Annotated in this window: 16 protein-coding genes; 9 read left to right on the top strand and 7 right to left on the bottom strand. The window is 72.8% G+C overall.

All coding sequences use genetic code 11. The annotated features are described in order from the left end of the window. Positions 1-34 precede the first annotated feature (34 nt). Together AB0O40_RS09350 and AB0O40_RS09345 are read left to right on the top strand one after the other, a co-directional pair. Entirely contained in the window at positions 35-631 is a 597-nt protein-coding gene (locus AB0O40_RS09350) for an NAD(P)-binding domain-containing protein (RefSeq protein WP_365037362.1), read from the top strand. A 246-nt stretch (positions 632-877) separates the two neighbouring features. Next, positions 878-1,915, top strand: a complete 1,038-nt coding sequence (locus AB0O40_RS09345) for a helix-turn-helix domain-containing protein (RefSeq protein WP_365037360.1) — start codon at positions 878-880, stop codon at positions 1,913-1,915. Here AB0O40_RS09345 and AB0O40_RS09340 read toward each other — a convergent pair. Then, positions 1,905-2,312: a Rid family hydrolase gene (locus tag AB0O40_RS09340; RefSeq protein WP_365037358.1), complete on the bottom strand. Its 408-nt coding sequence runs from the start codon at positions 2,310-2,312 to the stop codon at positions 1,905-1,907. The genes AB0O40_RS09345 and AB0O40_RS09340 overlap by 11 nt on opposite strands. A 141-nt stretch (positions 2,313-2,453) precedes the next feature. Here AB0O40_RS09340 and AB0O40_RS09335 point away from each other — a divergent pair, with 141 nt between their 5' ends. Together AB0O40_RS09335 and AB0O40_RS09330 are read left to right on the top strand one after the other, a co-directional pair. Then, on the top strand, positions 2,454-2,831 hold the full coding sequence (locus AB0O40_RS09335) for a helix-turn-helix domain-containing protein (protein ID WP_365037356.1): 378 nt from the start codon (positions 2,454-2,456) through the stop codon (positions 2,829-2,831). 52 nt (positions 2,832-2,883) lie between these two features. Continuing rightward, positions 2,884-3,789, top strand: coding sequence for a class I SAM-dependent methyltransferase (locus AB0O40_RS09330; RefSeq protein WP_365037354.1), 906 nt, complete (start codon positions 2,884-2,886; stop codon positions 3,787-3,789). Between the two features lie 53 nt (positions 3,790-3,842). Here AB0O40_RS09330 and AB0O40_RS09325 read toward each other — a convergent pair whose 3' ends face one another. Together AB0O40_RS09325 and AB0O40_RS09320 are read right to left on the bottom strand one after the other, a co-directional pair. Beyond that, the gene (locus AB0O40_RS09325; RefSeq protein ID WP_365037352.1) at positions 3,843-6,080 is read right to left on the bottom strand and encodes a hypothetical protein; all 2,238 of its coding nucleotides are present in this window, start codon (positions 6,078-6,080) and stop codon (positions 3,843-3,845) included. Positions 6,081-6,331: 251 nt separating this feature from the next. Further along, positions 6,332-7,567 (bottom strand): cytochrome P450, encoded by a 1,236-nt coding sequence (locus tag AB0O40_RS09320; RefSeq protein ID WP_365037350.1) that lies wholly within the window; start codon positions 7,565-7,567, stop codon positions 6,332-6,334. A gap of 339 nt (positions 7,568-7,906) precedes the next feature. Between AB0O40_RS09320 and AB0O40_RS09315 the strand changes: the two genes are divergently transcribed. From AB0O40_RS09315 to AB0O40_RS09305, 3 genes are all read left to right on the top strand, one after another. Continuing rightward, a complete protein-coding gene (locus AB0O40_RS09315) occupies positions 7,907-9,220 on the top strand; it encodes a lipase family protein (protein WP_365037348.1) in 1,314 nt (437 codons plus the stop codon). Positions 9,221-9,399: 179 nt separating this feature from the next. Next, on the top strand, positions 9,400-10,182 hold the full coding sequence (locus AB0O40_RS09310) for an MEDS domain-containing protein (RefSeq protein WP_365037346.1): 783 nt from the start codon (positions 9,400-9,402) through the stop codon (positions 10,180-10,182). Then, positions 10,179-11,150 carry a sensor histidine kinase gene (locus tag AB0O40_RS09305; RefSeq protein ID WP_365037344.1) on the top strand — a complete coding sequence of 324 codons (972 nt, stop codon included), beginning with the start codon at positions 10,179-10,181 and terminating at the stop codon, positions 11,148-11,150. The genes AB0O40_RS09310 and AB0O40_RS09305 overlap by 4 nt, the downstream gene beginning before the upstream one ends. Positions 11,151-11,173: 23 nt before the next feature. On the opposite strand, the gene AB0O40_RS09300 is transcribed toward AB0O40_RS09305, so the two are convergent. After that, positions 11,174-11,836 (bottom strand): response regulator transcription factor, encoded by a 663-nt coding sequence (locus tag AB0O40_RS09300; protein WP_365037342.1) that lies wholly within the window; start codon positions 11,834-11,836, stop codon positions 11,174-11,176. Continuing rightward, positions 11,811-12,983, bottom strand: coding sequence for a histidine kinase (locus tag AB0O40_RS09295; RefSeq protein ID WP_365037340.1), 1,173 nt, complete (start codon positions 12,981-12,983; stop codon positions 11,811-11,813). Before AB0O40_RS09295 ends, AB0O40_RS09300 begins: the two co-directional genes overlap by 26 nt. A gap of 174 nt (positions 12,984-13,157) precedes the next feature. Here AB0O40_RS09295 and AB0O40_RS09290 point away from each other — a divergent pair, with 174 nt between their 5' ends. Next, on the top strand, positions 13,158-15,455 hold the full coding sequence (locus tag AB0O40_RS09290) for an MMPL family transporter (protein ID WP_365037338.1): 2,298 nt from the start codon (positions 13,158-13,160) through the stop codon (positions 15,453-15,455). Here AB0O40_RS09290 and AB0O40_RS09285 read toward each other — a convergent pair. Continuing rightward, positions 15,409-16,077, bottom strand: a complete 669-nt coding sequence (locus AB0O40_RS09285; RefSeq protein WP_365037336.1) for a hypothetical protein — start codon at positions 16,075-16,077, stop codon at positions 15,409-15,411. The two genes, AB0O40_RS09290 and AB0O40_RS09285, sit on opposite strands and share 47 nt — an antisense overlap. A 115-nt stretch (positions 16,078-16,192) precedes the next feature. After that, a complete protein-coding gene (locus tag AB0O40_RS09280) occupies positions 16,193-16,582 on the bottom strand; it encodes a VOC family protein (protein WP_365037334.1) in 390 nt (129 codons plus the stop codon). Positions 16,583-16,669: 87 nt separating this feature from the next. On the opposite strand from AB0O40_RS09280, the gene AB0O40_RS09275 reads away from it, so the two are divergent. Then, positions 16,670-17,452 carry a TetR/AcrR family transcriptional regulator gene (locus AB0O40_RS09275; protein WP_365037332.1) on the top strand — a complete coding sequence of 261 codons (783 nt, stop codon included), beginning with the start codon at positions 16,670-16,672 and terminating at the stop codon, positions 17,450-17,452. The last annotated feature ends 47 nt before the right edge of the window (positions 17,453-17,499 follow it).

The following is a 17,499-nucleotide window of genomic DNA, read 5'->3' as shown; positions in this document are numbered from 1 at the left end:
CCCCTCACGTGCACGTACGGAAGACCAGATCCTCATGACCAAGATCGCAGTACTCGGAAACGGCCGCGTCGGCGGCAACCTGGCCACGGCCCTCGACCGGGCGGGCCACGAAGTATCGGTGGCGGACAGGGCTCCGGGCGCCGCGGCGGCCGCCGCCCGCAGCGCCCGGGTCGTCATCAACGCCACCCCCGGCGCCGGCTCACTGGAGCGGCTCACCGCCCTGGGCGACGACCTGCGGGGGAAGATCCTCATCGACGTCTCCAACGCCACCACCGACGGGCCGGACGGGCTGCCCGCCGACCTGATCCACCCGGGCAGCAGCCTGGCCGAGCTCCTTCAGGAAGCCCTCCCCGACACCCAGGTCGTCAAGACCCTCAACACCATGCTCTTCCCCGTGATGACCTCGCCGGCCGCGCTCAGCCAGCCACCGACGGTGTTCCTCTCGGGAGAGGACCCCCTGGCCAAGCAGACCGTCCGCGAACTGCTCACCGACCTCGGCTGGCGCGAGGAGTGGATCACGGACCTGGGCGGGATCCGGACCGCCCGCGCCACGGAGGCCGCGATCCTGTTCGTCCCGCACGTCATCCGTGCCACCGGGTTCGCCCCGTTCGCGATCTCGATCGCCCGCTGACGCGTCGGACCGCACGGTAGCGGCCGACCTGTGCCGTCGGTGGCCGGACCCGGACAGGCCCGGTCACCCCGGCACATACACGGGTGCTCAACTTCTTCCACCGGTACGAAAGTTCCGACCCCACTCCATGATTGCCAGCATGCGGGCCACTTGTAGGAAGATCCTCCCAGTGCCGCAGGGGCTTCGACGGCGTTCTCCAGAGCACCACCGGCCGTTGGAGCGATGGATACGAGGGAGCGGATCAGGATGCACGGGACCGGGGCGGCGGCCGACAGCGCCCGCGGCGTGTTGACGGTGGACTCGACCGCCCCGGGCGCGGCACACCAGGGACTCGCGGCCTTCCGGCGCGGCTGGGAGACGCAGATCGGCGACGACGTCTTCCAACTCCCCGCATTCAGCCCGGACACCAGCGGCGACTTCCGGGTCAAGGGCAACGTGACCAAGGTGCACGGTGCGGCGGTCGCCGATCTCCATGCGGCCTCGGCCACCCGCACCGCAGACGTCCCCGGCGGCGACCAGGACATGGTCGCCATGTACGTGGTGCGGCGCGGCACCTGGACCCTGGGCGGCGCGCCCGGCCACGGCGACCAGACCGTATCGGCCGGGCAGTTCCTCGTCCGGCACCTCGGGAGCCTGACGGCCTTCGAGACGAGCGCCGACCTCACGGCGAAGTTCCTCGTCCTGCCCTCCGCCGAGCTCAGACCCCTGCTCGGGAGGAGGGCCGTGGCCGGGTCCGCAGACTCGGCCGAAATGCGGCTGCTCACGGGGTTCACGGACCTGATCCACCTGACCGTCGGCGACCTCGGCCCGGCCGGAGTGGCAGCCGCCCAGAACACCCTGGTCGAGCTGGCCAAGGCAGTGGCCAAGGGCCGCTTCGACGACGTGGAACCCCGGCTGGCCCCCGCCCTGGCCCGGGCGGCCAAGGACCTCGCGGACCGCCGCCTCACCGATCCCGGGCTCTCCCCGCAGATGCTCGCACGTGAACTCAGCGTCTCCGTGCGCACCCTGCACCGGGCGTTCGCCGCGACGGGTGAGCACCTGAGCAGCTACATCCGCCACCGGCGACTGCACGAGGCCAGGGTGGCCCTCGGCTCGCCCTCGGGCCGCCTGAGCATCTCGGAACTCGCCGCCCACTGGCAGTTCGCGGACAGCAGCCACTTCACCCGGGCCTTCAAGAAGCAGTACGGCCAGACGCCCAGCGAGTACGCCCGCTCGGTCGTCGCGGCCCCGCCCCGGCCAGGCCGGCAGGGGCCGGGCTCCGGGCCGGCTCCGGTCAGTCGATGACCGCCACGGCCTCGACTTCGACGAGCAGGGCGGGGTCGGCCAGCGCCGCGACCCCGATCCCGGTGAGGGGCGGGGCGGGGAGCGGCCCGAGCCTCGAGGCTGCCCGGGCCACGCCTTCGGCGAAGAGGGGCATCTTGTCCGGGGTCCAGTCGACCGCGTAGACCGTCAGCTTCGCGACGTGATCGAACGAGGCACCGACCTCGGCGAGGGCGGTGGCGAGGTTGAGGTAGCACTGCTCGACCTGGGCCACCAGATCCCCGGCGCCGACCACCGCGCCCTCGACGTCCCACGCGACCTGTCCTGCGACGAAGACCAGCCGCGTCCCCGTCGCGACCGCCGTCTGCCGGTAGAGGTCTACCTTCACCAGTCCTGCGGGGTCCGCCAGTGCGATGGTCATGCCTGCTCCTGTCATGAGGCCGGGGGCCGCGCCGCCGGGTCTCACGACGGACGCTGCGCTCACTTGTGGTTACTCGGTAACCGTAGGAGAGTGAGCGTCGACCTGGAAGAACGCACTTTTTGGTGAGAAGGGAACCTCAGGGTGACCAAGCAGCTCAGCGGCAGTCCCGAGGATGCGGACCTCAGGCGCGCCGACTCCCTGGCACGCGAGATCTTCTCGGACGTCGCCAACAAGTGGGCACTCCTGATCATCGAGGCCGTGGGCGAACAGACCCTGCGCTTCACGGAACTGCGCAACCGGGTCGAGGGCATCAGCCACAAGATGCTCACCCAGAACCTCCGGATGCTCGAGCGCAACGGGCTCATCGTGCGCACCGTGTACCCGACCGTGCCGCCGAAGGTCGAATACTCCCTCACGGAGCCCGGCCGGGCTCTCCGCTCGGCCGTGGACGTCATGTGCGAATGGACCCAGCGCCACCTCACCCACATCGAGGAGGCACGCCACCGTTTCGTGGCCTGACCGCTGCCACCGCACGACGCCGCCCCGCCGGTCGGGGTGTTGAATGGGCCGCATGAGCGAGAGCGGGCGTGCGGCGAGCCGGACTGCGGTGCTGGTCTGCCAGGGAAGGGCGGCGGCGGACGGACGGGGCGGCGGCCGGTTCTCGGATCCGGTGGCCGTCCGGCTGCTCAGCGAGGCGGAGCTGACGCCCGTGCGCGAGGTGCGGGCCGGTACGCCGCCGACCGGCTGGTCGGCGCGCATCGGGTACGAGAGCGTCCGGGCCTGCGCCGAGGTGGTCGTGCCGCGCACGGTCGCCATCGACGACGCCCTGAGCGCCCGGGTCACCGGCCAACTGGTGATCCTCGGCGCCGGCCTCGACACCCGTGCCTGGCGGCTGCCCGGGCTCGCCGGCACGGACGTGTGGGAGGTCGACCATCCGGCGTCCCAGGAGGACAAGCGCACCCGCCTCGCCGCCGCGCCCCCGGCCACCGCCCGCTCGGTGCGGTTCACACCGGTCGACTTCGCCGTCGACGACCTCGGCGCGGCACTGGACGCCGCCGGGCACGACCCGTCCGCGCCCACCACGTGGCTGTGGGAGGGCGTCGTCCCCTATCTCACCCGCGAGGAGGTGCGGGCCACGGTGGCGGCACTCGCCGCCCGGTCGGTCCCCGGCAGCGTGCTCGTCCTCAACTACCAGACCCCGTCGGCCCGGGCGGCAGCCGGCCGGCTGCTGGCGCGGCTGATGCGGCATTCCGCCTTGGCGGGCGAGCCCTGGCGCTCGCTGTGGCGGCCCCGGCAGATGACCGAACTCCTCGCGGCGCACGGCCTGCGGGTGCTGTCGGACGAGGACCTGCACACGCTCGGCCGGGCCCTCGGCACTCCCGCACACGGCTCGACCTCCCTGAGGTCCGGCCGCGTGGCCCTCGCGGAAGTGCACGACCCGGACCTGTCCAAGCCCGCTGCACACCGCGGGAGGTGACGGGACGCCCCGCCGCCCCACCAAGCGTTGTGCCCCTCGCCGGGCTTGCAGCGTCAGGCGAGCTTGGCGTCCGTGTCGAAGCCGACGTTCGGGGCCAGGGCGCGCGGGGAGAAGGGGGCCTGCCGGTTGCCGGTGCCCCAGTAGACGTAGGCCCGGCCGCCACCGAAGGCCAGCGTGTCCGACCAGCCGTCCTTGTTGTAGTCGCCGGCGGCGACGAGCGCCTGGTACGCCTTCCAGCCGCCGCCGATACGGGTGCGGGCGCCGAAGGTCCCGTCGCCCTTGCCGGCGTGGAGCCACAGGGTGCCGGAGGCGTCGCGGGCGACGAGGTCGCCGGCCGGCCCGCCGGCGATGTTGCCGACCGCGGTGATCCGGTCGTAGCCGTTCCAGCCGCTGCCCGCGCGCACCCGGGGGGCGTACGGCTTGGCGAGGCTGCCCGTGCCCCGGTACATCCACAGGACGCCGGAGCGGTCCCGGGCCAGCAGGTCGGCGCGGCCGTCCCCGGTGACATCGGAGCCGCCGGTCAGCGCGGTGTAGGCGTTCCAGCCGCCGCCGACCTTGGTGCGGGCCGCGAAGGTGCCGGTGGCGCCCTTGCCCGCGTACAGCCAGAGCGTGCCCGTGCGGTCCCGGGCGAGCAGGTCGCCCACCGCGGGGCCGCCGAGGTTCCCGGCGGCGACGAGTTCGTCGTAGGCGTTCCAGCCGCCCCCGACGCGCTCCAGGCCTTCGCCGGAGACTGCGGTGGTGCCCCGGGAGCGGAAGGCGTACGTGTCGTAGCGCCACAGGACGCCGTCCGTGCCGCGCTCCAGCACGTCCGCGGTGCCGTTGGCGCTGAAGTCGTGGCCGGAGGGGCGTGCGGCCCGTTTCACGGTGAGGTCGCCGCCGGCCTTCGCGGTGGGCCCGATCCCGTTGATCGGCTCGAAGGTGACCTTCCAGGAGTACGCGCCGTCGGGGGCGGCGCCACCGCCGTCCAGCCCGCCGTCCCAGGGGTACTCGATCCAGCCGGCGTCATCGCGCGGCGGGGCGACGTAGCGGGATACCGACTTGCCCGTCTCCTTGTGGGTGATGGTCAGGTACGGCCGGACGTTGCGGCGGCTGAGGTTCCAGCGGATGCGCCACGGCCCCTTGTCCGGATCGGCCACCGCGGGTGCCTCCGTGGCCAGGACCACCACCCGGGTCGGCTCGCCCGTGGTGGCGATCTTCTTCACCACGGGCCGCCCGGAGACGAGCGAGATCCGGAACAGTCCCTGCCCCTGGGCCAGGGTGCCGCCCCGCGCGACGAGGGAGCCGTCCGGGGTGCGGAGCACCTGGCCGGCGTGGTCGAGGAGGGTGCGCGGGGTGCCGCCGGAGAGCGGTACGGCCTTGAGGGCGGCGGCCCGCGCACCGGTGTAGGAGTGGGCTTCGCCCGCAGTGCCGTAGACCGCGAAGGTGCTGCCGAGCAGTGCCATGACGGGCTGGGGCTGGGTGCGGATGGTGAGCTTGTGGGAGGTCCCGGTGGCCCGGTCCAGCACGGTCAGCGTGGCGGATGTGGCACTGCTCGGGGAGGTGAGCCGCGCGGTGTGCGTGGCCGATACGGCGGCGGCGCGATTGTTGTAGCGGATCTTCGGGACCGTCTGGCGGGTCACGACGGCGGCCTTGGCCAGGTCCACGACCACGGCCGTGCCGCCCTCATAGGCCTGGCCCAGGTTCTCCTCCATCGTCAGCAGGCCCGGCGAAGAGCCGGTGACGACCCAGGTCTTCGCCGGGGACAGGCCGGTGACCCTGCGCTCGGTGCGCACCCCGTCGTGCATCCCGACGAGGCGGAACTCGGCCCCGGAGCCTGCCGCGGGCCGCTTCACCAGGACGTCACCGCCGTAGGTGCCCACGTACTCGGTCCCGGCGAGGTCGACGGCCTGGGACGTGCCGGTGACGGGGTCGAACAGCGTGACCTGCCGCAGCCCCCAGTTGTCGTCGTACTCGACCCGGGCGACGAGGTCGGACGAGTCCGCGTCCCACTCGTAGAGGTGACCCCGCTCCTGGCGCGTAGACCCGAGGTCCACGGTCCGGCGGCCGTCGTAGGCGGTCCACCGGATCCGCTCGGCCTGCCGGTCGGCCCAGGAGAAGCCGTGGGACCCGACGCCCAGGAGCTCGCCCCGGGGTGCGATCCGGACCAGTGGCGAAGCGGTGGACGAGGACGGTCGGGCGACGGCGGGCTGCGACGCCGCCTGCGCCGGGACGGCCGGCTGCCCGGCGGTGGCCGCCAGGCCGAGGGCCAGGGAGCCCACCAGGACTCCTCGGGTGATCTGCGAACCGGACACGTGCTACCCCCAGTGGATCCGAACCGACCGGGGCGCCGTATTCGGTGGCGGACGCGCGACGGCGCCGCGGGTCGGCGGATCCCCACCCCGCCCCTGGTCTCCGCAGACGTTAACAGCCCCCTCACCAGCGGGAACGACCCCCCAGGGCTCGTGGGTGAAGTCGGCCGCCCTGTACCGAATGCCGGATTCTTCGGGGCCCGCGCCGACGGTGGCCGACCCACGCGGAGCGGACGGCCCGGCCGGAGCCCGGTTCAGGCCGGGGTCGGGGTGAAGTCCACGAGGAGGGACTTCGGTCCACGGGTGAACACGCCCTGTTGGGCCGGGTCGTAGCCGGGGGCCGGCCGGAGGTGCGGCATGGCGTCGAGCAGCTGGTTGGTAGCGATCTCGACCTCGGCCCTGGCCAGCAGCGCGCCGACGCAGAAGTGCCTGCCGAGCGCGAACGCCAGGTGATCCGCGGCGGCGGAGAAGGCCGTGTTCGCCGTCAGGTCCTCACGGAAGACGTCGAAGCGGTCGGGGTCCTTGTAGCGCCCGGGGTCGCGGTTGGCCGCTCCGATCAGACAGGTGACGGTGGCGCCGGCCGGGACGGTGCCACCGCTCAGGCGGACGTCGACGGCCGCCTGGCGCATGATCATGTGGACGGGCGGGCTGTGGCGCAGTGTCTCCGCGAAGGCCCGGTCGATCAGGGTGCGGTCGGTACGGACCGCCTCGAGCTGCCGCGGATCGGCCAGGAGGTTGGAGAACAGCCCGGCGATGGCCTTGTCGGTGGTCTCGGCCCCCGCCGTCAGCAGCAGGCTGCAGAAGGCCTTGATGTCCTCGTCGCTCATCCGCACCCCGTCGACCTCGGCGGTGCACAGCGCGGAGAGCAGGTCGTCACCGAGGTGTTCGCGCCGGCCCCTGATGACCGGCAGCATGTACGCGGCGAACTCGGCCTGGGCCCGGACCCCGGCCGCCGCGCACTCGGGGTCGCCGGCCAGGTTGGCCGTGAACGCCACGAAGGCCCGGTACCAGAGGCAGAGTTGCTTCTGCCCGGCACGGTCCAGCCCGAACATGTCGGCGATGACGGTGATCGGGAAGTGTGCGGCGAAGCCGCTGACCAGGTCCACCGAGCCCCGCGCGCGGAACCCGTCGATCAGCTCGCGGGCGTTGCGCTCGATGAGCGGAACGACCTTCTCCCGCAGCTCGTTGCCGCGGAATGCCGGCGCCACCAACGCGCGCCGCGTGGCGTGCTCGCGGCCGCTCATCTGGAGCAGGGTCTTGCCGTGGACGGGCTCGGCCTGCCAGGCGTAGTTGTCGGTGGTGAAGAGCGATTCCTTGTCCTTGAAGGCGCGGGCGACGTCCTCGTAACGCGAGACGAGGTAGCTCTGCGTCGGCTCGTGCCACAGGAGCGGGGCACTCTCGCGCAGGGCCCGGTAGGTGGGGTACGGGTCGTCCGCGAACTCCCGGGACAGGATGTCGGGGACATCGGGGATGTCGTGAGCGGCGGTCATGGAAGTCCCCCGTCAGCTTGGCGTCTGCCGCGCCGGCGCCGTCGTGCCCGGCCTCTGCTGCAAGGAAACACCGCCCCGTCCACCGTGGCCAGGCTGTCGACGCCCCCGCCGAATTCCCCCGCGACGCGCTGCCCACAGCCGTCCCGGCCGCCTCGTTCCTTCCGGCGGCCGGCGCCTTGCGCGGTCCACGGACAGCCGGAGGCGGGGGCGCGCACGGCGCGCCGGCAGCGGTCGGCCGACGACACGAAGACGACACAAACCGGGCTATTCATTACTATCCGTGACAATTCGTCCCGTCCTCCCTACGCTCTGCCGGGCACCGAGCGAACGGACGGTTGAATGAGAAGACGACTTTCGGCGATCACCGCGGCAGGCCTGGCGGCGGTCCTCGCGCTGGGGGGCGCCACCGGCGCCACCGCGAGCACGAATCCCGGCGGCGGCAAGGGCGGCAAGGGGCTGTGCGCTCCGGGCGTGCCGGTCGGCCCCGAGGGGGAGAAGTTCTACGACCCGCCGTCGCCGCTGCCCGAGGGCGAGCACGGCGACCTGATCTGGGCCCGCCGGGTCGATGCGCCGGACGGCGCCCGCGCCTGCCGGATCCTCTACCTCTCCACGCTCCAGAACGGCACGCGGGTCGCGGTCTCCGGCATCGTGGCCTGGCCCGACGCCCCCGCGCCCCGGCACGGCCGCAACGTGGTCGCATGGGCCCACGGCACCGTCGGCGGACCGCGCATGTGCGCGCCCTCCGCGGTCCCGAACCCGGCCGTCGACCTGGTGGACTACTTCACCTACGACAGCCCGTGGGGCATCGACGTCGGCGTCCCCGCGCTGACGCAGTTCCTCGGCTCCGGCGACGTCGTGGTCGGCACCGACTACCAGGGCCTGGGCACCCCGGGCGTGCACCAGTACACGGTCGCCGTGACGGAGACCAACAACGTCCTGGACTCGGTCCGGGCGGCCCGGCAGATCACCGACACCCACGCGAACCGCAAGGCGGCCGTACTGGGCTGGTCGCAGGGCGGTGGCGCGGCGCTCTTCGCCGGCCAGAACTACCGCTCGTACACCCCGGAGACCCAGCTCGTCGGCGTCGCGGCACTGGCGCCCGCGGCCAACCTGGGGCCTGACTTCGAGGGCCTGGTGCTGCCCGGTCCCACCGATGCCACCTCGGCCGCGCACAACGCCGTCCTGCGCATCAACGTCTACCGGGGCTTCCTCGCCGCCTACCCGGAGCTGAAGGCCACGGACGTGCTCAAGCCCGCCGGTCTGGAGGCGCTGCGCGGCGACGGGGTGGCCTGCATCGAGCACTTCTCCGACGTGGTCCAGAACAACCTGGGGAACACCGGACAGCTCGACACGCTGTTCAAGCCGCTGTCGGAGGTGCCGGCCAGCTGGCACCAGCGCTTCCGGGAGAACACCGCCGGGCTCGTGAAGTCCCTGGTGCCGGTGCTCGTCATGCAGGGGACGGCCGACACCGTCATCAACCCCAACTCCACCGACGAGTACGTCAAGCGGGCCTGCCGCTTCGGCCAGCGCCTGCAGTACACGAAGTACCAGGGCGCCACGCACCAGACGATCCCCGACGTCGCCGAATCCCAGTACCTGACCTGGATCGCCGACCGCTTCGAAGGCCGCCCGGCCCCCTCCAACTGCCCCTGACCCCCACGACGTGACGCAGGCTCCCGGGCGGGATCCACCCCGCCCGGGGGCTTTCGCGTCCGCGTCGAGGCTCTGCCGCAGGATCGGCCGTAGCGAGAGCGTCACGCAGGGGCGCAGTAGTCTGATCTGTGGATGGGGCCGGTCGGCCGGGAAGGGGCGAGGTGAGAGCGGCACGGGCTTTGGCGACGCTGGACGAGGTGGACGTCGGCGATCATGTCTGCTGGCTGGTCGACCCGGCTGCTCCCTTCTCCGGTACGGCGCGGGCCTACCTGGCCGACGGAGCCCTGTACGGGGACAAGATCGTGGTGGTCGGAGCGGCCGGCGGCGTTGCCGAGGACAAGTCCCTGGCCTCGGCCGCGGTGGTGCTCGACCTGCCCAATCTGAGCGACACCGACTCGGTGCTGGCCGCGGTGAAGCGCGAGGCCCGTACCGCGACCCGCGAGGGTTACCGCTCGGTACGCGTCCTTGCCGAGCGCATGCCGGTCACGGACCCCGGTGCGGCGCACGACCTGCTGTCCCAGGAGCTCAGGCTCGACGAGTTCGCCTCGGAGTGCGGCGCGATGGTGCTGTGCGCGTTCAGGCCGTCCCAGTGGCAGGCGGATACGCTGGAATACGTGGCGAGTGTGCACCCGCACGAGATGGGCACACGTGCAGAGCGTCCGGCCTTTCGGATGTTCAGCACGGGCGCCGACAGCTGGAGCGTGGACGGGGTGATCGATTCCCAGGGTGCTGCGGCGTTCAATGCCGCGCTCCGCGCGGCGGTGGGGTACACGCCGAGGATGCGGCTGTGCTTCGACCGGCTCGAGATGATCGACGCCGCCGGCATGGGAGCCCTCGTCGAGGCGGCGAACCACCTCCCCGGACGGCACATCGTGGTGGAGGGCGCCAACGAGACCGTGCGGCTGTGCTGGGAGCTCGCGGGATACGCCGCGCCCGGTGTCCCGGTGGTGATGGCCGGATGAGCACCACCCAGCCGCCGGGAACCCCCGGGCCGGCCGCCGGCGCCGAGGCCCGCTTCCGGCACGAGCTGTACCCGTACCGGGGTCAGGACCAGTTCATGGCCGGCACCCTCGGTTTCATCCGTGAGGCGCTGGAGGCCGACGAAGCGGTCGTGGTCGCCGTCCCCGCCGCCAAGGCGTCGCTCCTGCGGGGCGAGCTGACCGGCGAGCCCGCCGTCACCTTCGTCGACACCGCGACGGCCGGACCGAATCCGGGACGGCTCGTCGCCGCCTGGACCGCCTGGCTGGAGGAGCGAGGCGAGGGAGGCCGGCCGGTGCGGGGGGTGGGGGAGACCGCCTGGAGCCAGGCCCGCAACGCTGCCCACCTCTCGGAGCTGCGCCACCACGAGTGGCTGCTGAACCAGGCCTTCGCGCGCAGCTCCGCCTGGTCGATGCTGTGCCCGTACGACGCCGCCGACGAGGACGAGGCCGCGCTGCGGTACGTCTCCCGCTGCCACCCGCTGATCCACGAGGACGGCCGGTACGTGCCCAACGGCTCGTTCCTGGAGGACGGCCAGTACCCCTTCGAGCTGCTGTCCGCCCCGTGCGATCCGTACCAGGAGCTCAGCTACGCCCACGGGGACCTGGCCGCGGTGCGTTCGAAGGTCGCCCAGTGCGCGTCCGACGCGGGCGTGTCCCAGGAGCAGCAGTCGAAGCTCGCGGTCGCCGTCACCGAGATCGCCACGAACAGCATCGTCCACGGCGGCGGCCGCGGAACCGTGCGGACCTGGATCCAGGACTCGGTGTTCCTGTGCGAGTTCCGGGACGCCGGGTACATCACCGACCCGATGGCCGGGCGCATCCGGCCGTCGGCCCGGCAGCTCGGCGGCCGCGGCCTGTGGCTGGCCCACCAGCTCTGCGACCTGGTCGAGATCCGCTCCACCCCCGAACAGGGCACCACCGTACGCCTGCACACGGACGTGCAGGCGTAACACGGCAGAGCCGCCCCCCCCGCTCAGGTCCCGGGCAGGATCCGCCGCGTTTCGTAGGCCCACATCGCGATCTCGACCCGGTTGCGGGCACCGAGTTTGGCCATCAGGCTGGCCAGGTGCGTCTTCACCGTGCTCAGGCTGATGTGCAGCGCATCGGCGATCTCGGTGTTGGTCAGCCCGCGGGCGACGGCGAGGAGCACCTGCTCCTCCCGTGCGGTGACGGGGGAGACGGGCTGGGCCACGGGCCGGCCGGCGGGCAGGTCCGAGAAGGCCTGGAGCAGCCGGACGGTGACGCTCGGCGCGATCAGCGCCTCACCGTCGGCCGCCGACCGCACGGCCTGCGCCAGCAGGTCCGGTCCGGTGTCCTTGAGGAGGAATCCGCGGGCGCCGGCACGCAGCGAGCCGTAGACGTACTCGTCCAGGTCGAAGGTGGTGATGACGACCACGGCCAGCGGGTCCGCGACGCCCGGGCCGGCGACCAGCCGGGTGGCCTCGAGCCCGTCGAGCACCGGCATGCGGATGTCGAACAGGCAGACGTCGGGGCGCAGTTCGCGGGCCAGACGCACGGCCTCCCGCCCGTCGGCGGCCTCGCCGACCACCTCGATGCCGGGCTGGGCGTTCAGCATGATCCGCAACCCGGTGCGGATGATCGCCTGGTCGTCAGCGACGAGGACGCGAATGGACACCGCTGCGGCTCCTTGCCCTCGGCAGTTCGGCGTCGACGTGCCAGCCCCGGTCGGTACCGGGGCCGGCGTGCAGGGTGCCGCCGAGCAGGGTCGCCCGCTCGCGTAGTCCGGTGAGTCCGTATCCGTCGCGACCCCGGCCGGTGCGCCGCCCGTCGTCGCGCACGCTCACCCGTACCGTGGGCCCTTCGGCGGCGACCCGTACGACCAGCTCGGTCGCGTCGACCGCATGGCGCAGCGCGTTGGTCACCGACTCCTGCACGATCCGGTACACGGCGGCGTCCAAGGCCGGGGGCAGCGCGTCCAGTTCGCCGTCGAGCCCCAGGTCGACCCGGAGCCGGCCGCCCGGGGTGCGCACCAGCCGCTCCAGGTCCGCGACTCCGGCGGGGGGCGCCAGTTCGGCGCCGATCCCGCGGTCCCGCAGCGTGGCGACCATGGCGCGCATCTCTTCCAGCGTGCGCGCCCCTTCCTCCTCGACCCCCTCCAACGCCTGGACCGCGGCGGCCGGATCGGTGCCCGCGAGCACCCGGCCGGCCTGGGCGGTGATCACCATGGCCGAGACGTGGTGGGCCACCGTGTCGTGCAGCTCCCGGGCGAGCTGTTCACGCTCGCGGGAGCGGACCTGGTCCAACTGCCGCTCGCGGGCCGTCCCCCGGAACCGCACGGCGGCCCCGATCACGCCGGGCAGCAGCAGGAAGACGTAGCCCACGAGCTTTTCGACGACCGGGGTCCCGTCCGCGAGGACGCACAGCGCGCCGGTCGCGAGGATCACCGCGCCGCCCAGCACGATCTCCCGTCCCGACCCCCACCGGGGCAGCGCGTACACGAGCACCAGCACGACCGCGCCGGTGTACAGCCCGACGGGCTCGCGCGGTGCGGCCACGAGCGAGGCCACCGTGAGCAGGACCAACGAGCCGAACCCCAGCGTCACCACCGCCAACGGGCGGGTCCGGCGCCACAGGGGCAGCAGGGACAGCCACACGGCGGACACCACCGCCACCGGCCGCCATACGACGTCGGCGCGCAGCACGGCCTCCAGCACCACACCGGCAAGGCACGCGGTGAGCAGCGCCCAGTCCCGCCACACCCGGACGGGCGCGGCGGGCGGCCGGGGTTCGGTCCACAGGGTTCGCAGGTCGTCTCGGAGCACGGTTCCCAGCGTAGAGACCCCGGCGTATCGCGCATCGTCCGAAAGGACGGGCCCGCACTCCGACTTGAGGCCGACGGATCCGCGGCCCGCGGGCCGATGGCGCGGAACGCCGTGGCGACGAGCCTCGGACCGGCGGCCGTACAACGACGGCTGCCGACGTGGTTGGAGGACCCGATGCTCTCAACAGCCCTGTTGCGCCTGGGCACAAGCGCCGCCCGGCATCCCTGGCGGGTGATCGCGGTATGGCTGCTCGCCGCCGTGCTCGCCGTCCTCGCGGCCGTCGCCTTCGGCGGGCGGACCGTGGACTCGATGACCGCTCCGGGACTGGACTCCCAACGGGCCGCGCACCTGATCGAGCGGGCCGGCACGGGCCAGGAGGGCATGACCGCCCAGGTCGTGGTCACGCCCCGGGACAGCGGTGCGACCTTCTTCGGCAGCAGCAGCGCCCGCACCGCCCTCACGCGCCTGCAGACCGAGGTGCAGGGGCTGCCGCACGTGCGCGGTACGAGCGACCCGGCGCGGGCCCTCGACGCCGGCCGGGACGCCGCGGTGCGCGACGGACTCGTCTCGTCCGACGGACGGATCGCGGTCGTCCGCATCCAGTACCCCGACCAGAGCCGGCTGTCGGCCGCGGACCTCGACGCCCTCGTCGGCCTCGGTGACCGGCTGCGCGCCGAGCTGCCCCTGCGGATCGAGATGGGCGGCAGCCTCTTCTACGCCTTCTCCGACCCCGGCGGCGGCGTACGCGAGTTGATCGGGATCCTGGCCGCCGCTGCCATCCTGTTCCTGGCGTTCGGTTCGCTCGTCGCCGCCGCGCTCCCGATCGGCATGGCGGTCTTCGGGCTGACCGTCGGCGTCGCGACGATGACGGTCCTGGCCGGGGTGACGGACGTCCCCACCTTCGCACCGGTCCTGGGCAGCATGGTCGGCCTCGGAGTGGGCATCGACTACGCGCTGTTCGTGCTGGCCAGACACCGGGACCACCTCGGGCGCGGGCTCGACCCGCACGAGGCGGCCGGACGGGCGGTGGCGACGGCGGGGCGGCCCGTGGTCTTCGCCGGCGGCACCGTCGTCGTCTCGATCCTCGGCATGGCGGTCGCGAACGTCCCGTTCATGACGGTGGGCGGCCTGGCCGTCTCGATCGTCGTCCTGACCATGGTGCTCGCGTCGGTGACGCTCCTGCCGGCCTTCCTCGGCGCGGCCGGTCCGCGGCTGGGCCGGGCCGGCCGGATCGTCCGGGCGCTTCGGGCCCGGCCGGCGGGCCGGACCGACCGCCGTCGGGTCACCGCGGCGGGCGCCGCCTCGGCCGCCGGCTGGCGGCCCTGGATCGGGCACGTCAACCGGCACCCGGTGCCCTACGCGGTCGGTGCGGCGGGGCTGTTGCTGACGGCGACGCTGCCGGTGCTCGGCCTGCGCGTCGGCCTGCCCGACGACGGCTCCCTGCCGCCGAGCCGCACCGAACGCCGCGCCTACGACCTGGTCACCGAGGGGTTCGGCCCGGGCACCAACGGCCCCCTCGTCATCGCCGCGGACCCGGCCGGCGACGGGGGAGTGGTGGATCGCCTGGTCACCGCGGTCGCCGCGGATCCGGGCATCGCCTCCGTCGCTCCGACCCAGCTCGACCGGGCCACCGGCATCGCGACCCTCGTGGTGTTCCCGACCACCAGCCCTCAGGACGAGGCCACCGCCGACACCATCGCCCGGCTGCGCACCGACGTGCTGCCCACGGCGATCGGGCACGGCCCGGCCAGGGCCCACGTCGGCGGCGCCGCCGCGAGCCTGTCCGACGTGGGCCGGCGCACCAGCCAACGCCTGCCGCTGTTCGTCGCCGCCGTGCTCGCGATGTCGTTCCTGCTGCTGTTGCTGGTCTTCCGCTCGGTCCTCGTGCCGCTCAAGGCGGTGCTGCTGAACCTGCTGAGCATCGGCGCGGCCTACGGCGTCATGGTCGCGGTCTTCCAGTGGGGCTGGGGCGGCGCACTCATCGGGCTGGAGGCGACGGTTCCGATCGTGTCGTTCATCCCGATGTTCCTGTTCGCCATCCTGTTCGGCCTGTCGATGGACTACGAGGTGTTCCTCCTCTCCCAGGTACGCGAGGAGTACCTGCGCACCGGCGACAACGGCACGGCGATCGTCGAGGGCGTCTCGCGCACCGCCCGGATCATCACCTCGGCCGCCCTCATCATGGTGGCGGTCTTCCTGTCCTTCGCCGTCGCCGACGACCCCTCCACCAAGATGTTCGGCCTCGGCCTGGCCACCGCGATCTTCATCGACGCCACGCTCGTCCGCATGGTGCTGGTGCCGGCGACCATGACCCTCCTCGGCCGCACCAACTGGTGGCTCCCGGCCTGGCTGGACCGGATCCTCCCGCGCAGCCCGGTCGACCCCGGCGAGGCAGCCACGGGCGAGGCCAAGTGGGGCCTCGGCGCTACCACCCCCAGAGCGCGGGCCCGAGACGCAGACCGGTGTCCTTGAGCCACGTGTCCGCGACGTCGCGGTTGCGGGTGCCGATGGAGAGGTACACCGCGTGGGTGCCGGGGGCGGGCACGGTGCCCCCGGACGGGGACCACCGGCTGTTCAGGCAGAGCTGGACCCCGCAGAGCTTCGACGAGGGCAGCCCGCGGAAGGCCGCGTACCAGTACACGCCGAGTTCCAGCGGGCCCGCGGCCCGGACCACGGTGTCCAGCTCCGCCTCCGTGCAGTGCTCATCGGTCTCCGGGAAGGGCGGGGTGTCCCAGGCGCGCAGTTCCACCTGGAGTCCCGCTGCTTCGAGCAAGGGCCAGGCCTCGGCGAGTTCCGGGCGCAGCTCGACGTCCGCCCCGTAGTCGTGGACGGCGGCGAGGGCCCCGGTCCGGCTGATCACGTGCCACAGCTCGCCCAGCTCCGCCGGCCGAAGGCTGCCTCCGTCCGTCCTGGTGAGGCAGCCCAGCGTGAAGTAGCGCCGCGCGTGCCGGAACTGCTCCGCGGTGACGGCAGGCCCGACGCCGGGACAGGGATCGTCCTCCGGTTCGCCGAACTCGGCCAGTAGCGCACGGGCCCGCCCCAGCGCGCCGGAGGCATCCGGCAGCGGCTCGAGCACCTGGTACAGAAGGGACATCCCCATGGCTCACCCCCGCGGCGGAGCCTAGCCACGCCGTGGTCCGGCCGCATCCGGATTGGGGCGGCCCCTGCGTGACCGCAGCGGCACACGAGAGGGGGCGCGGCCGGTTGCCTCAGCGGGCGGTGGGTGCGTTCCAGTCGACGAGCTGGACGATGACGCCGTTGGGGTCCCGCACCTGGAAGGCCCGCTCACCCCACTCCTCGTCGGTCAGCGGCATGGTGATCGCGACGCCCTCGGAGCGAAGGCGTGCCAGCTCGCCTTCGAGGTCCTCGACGACGAAGGCGAGGATCAGGCCCGCGGCGTGCTCGTCGCGCTGGTCTGCCGGGAGGCTGTCGAGGCCCCGCCGCAGAAAGATGACGTTCATGCCGGCGTCGTCGCGGGCGAGGGAAGCGAAGCCGTCGGCCGCCATCTCCTCGCGGAACCCGAAGTGCTCGGTCAGGAAGGCGCTGGATGCGGCGACGTCATCGACGTTGAGCGACACGGCACTAGAGGTGATCTTCATCAAAAATCCTCCGGACTCTCCACGAGCAATACTCTGTACGACGTACAACGTACACCGTACAGAGTTTGGGTGCGAGAGGATGTCGCCGTGGCAACGGAACGAACCAGCTCGGGCGACCCCGCGAACACCCTGCGACTGCTGTGGCGCGGCGCCGCCACCGACCAGCGACGAGGGCCGCGACGGGGGCTGAGCATCGACGCGGTGGTCCAGGCCGCCACCGCCCTCGCCGACGCCGAAGGCCTGGATGCGGTGACCATGCGCCGGCTGGCCAAGGACCTCGGCGTGGTGCCGATGACGCTGTACACCTACGTTCCCGGCAAGGCCGAGCTCCTCGACCTCATGCTCGATGCCGCCTACGCCCGCATGCCCCGCGCCGACACCGCCGGACAGCCCTGGCGGCAACGCGTCACCGCCATCGCCGAGGCCAACAAAGCCCTCTTCGAACGCCACCCCTGGGCCGCAGCCGTCTCCACCCTCAGGCCTCCGCTAGGGCCGGGGCAGATGGCGAAGTACGAGCACGAACTGTCCGGGCTCGACGGCCTGGGCCTCAGCGACGTCGAGATGGACGACTGCCTGACCCACCTGCTCACCTTCGTGCAGTCATGCGCCCGGGCCGCCGCCGACGCTCGGGCCGCCCAGCACGACAGCGCCCTGAACGACCAGCAGTGGTGGGAGTTGAACGCCCCGCTCCTCGCCCGGGTCCTCGACGAGAGCGTCTACCCCACCGCCGTCCGCGTCGGCGCAGCCGCAGGAGCCGCGCACAACAGCGCCCACGACCCAGCCCACGCCTACACCTTCGGCCTGCACCGCGTCCTCGACGCCTTCGCCACCCTGATCGACCGCAGGGACGAGGCGCACTCGTCGCCTTGATCCGGTCTCCGGCGTCCCGTTGACGTCTCGCGCCGCCGCACGGCGCC

The organism is Streptomyces sp. NPDC089919 (genome assembly GCF_040684615.1).
GTDB lineage: Bacteria > Actinomycetota > Actinomycetes > Streptomycetales > Streptomycetaceae > Streptomyces.
Note: the sequence above shows the minus strand (reverse complement) of the source record. Positions and strands in the feature narration are given on the sequence as shown.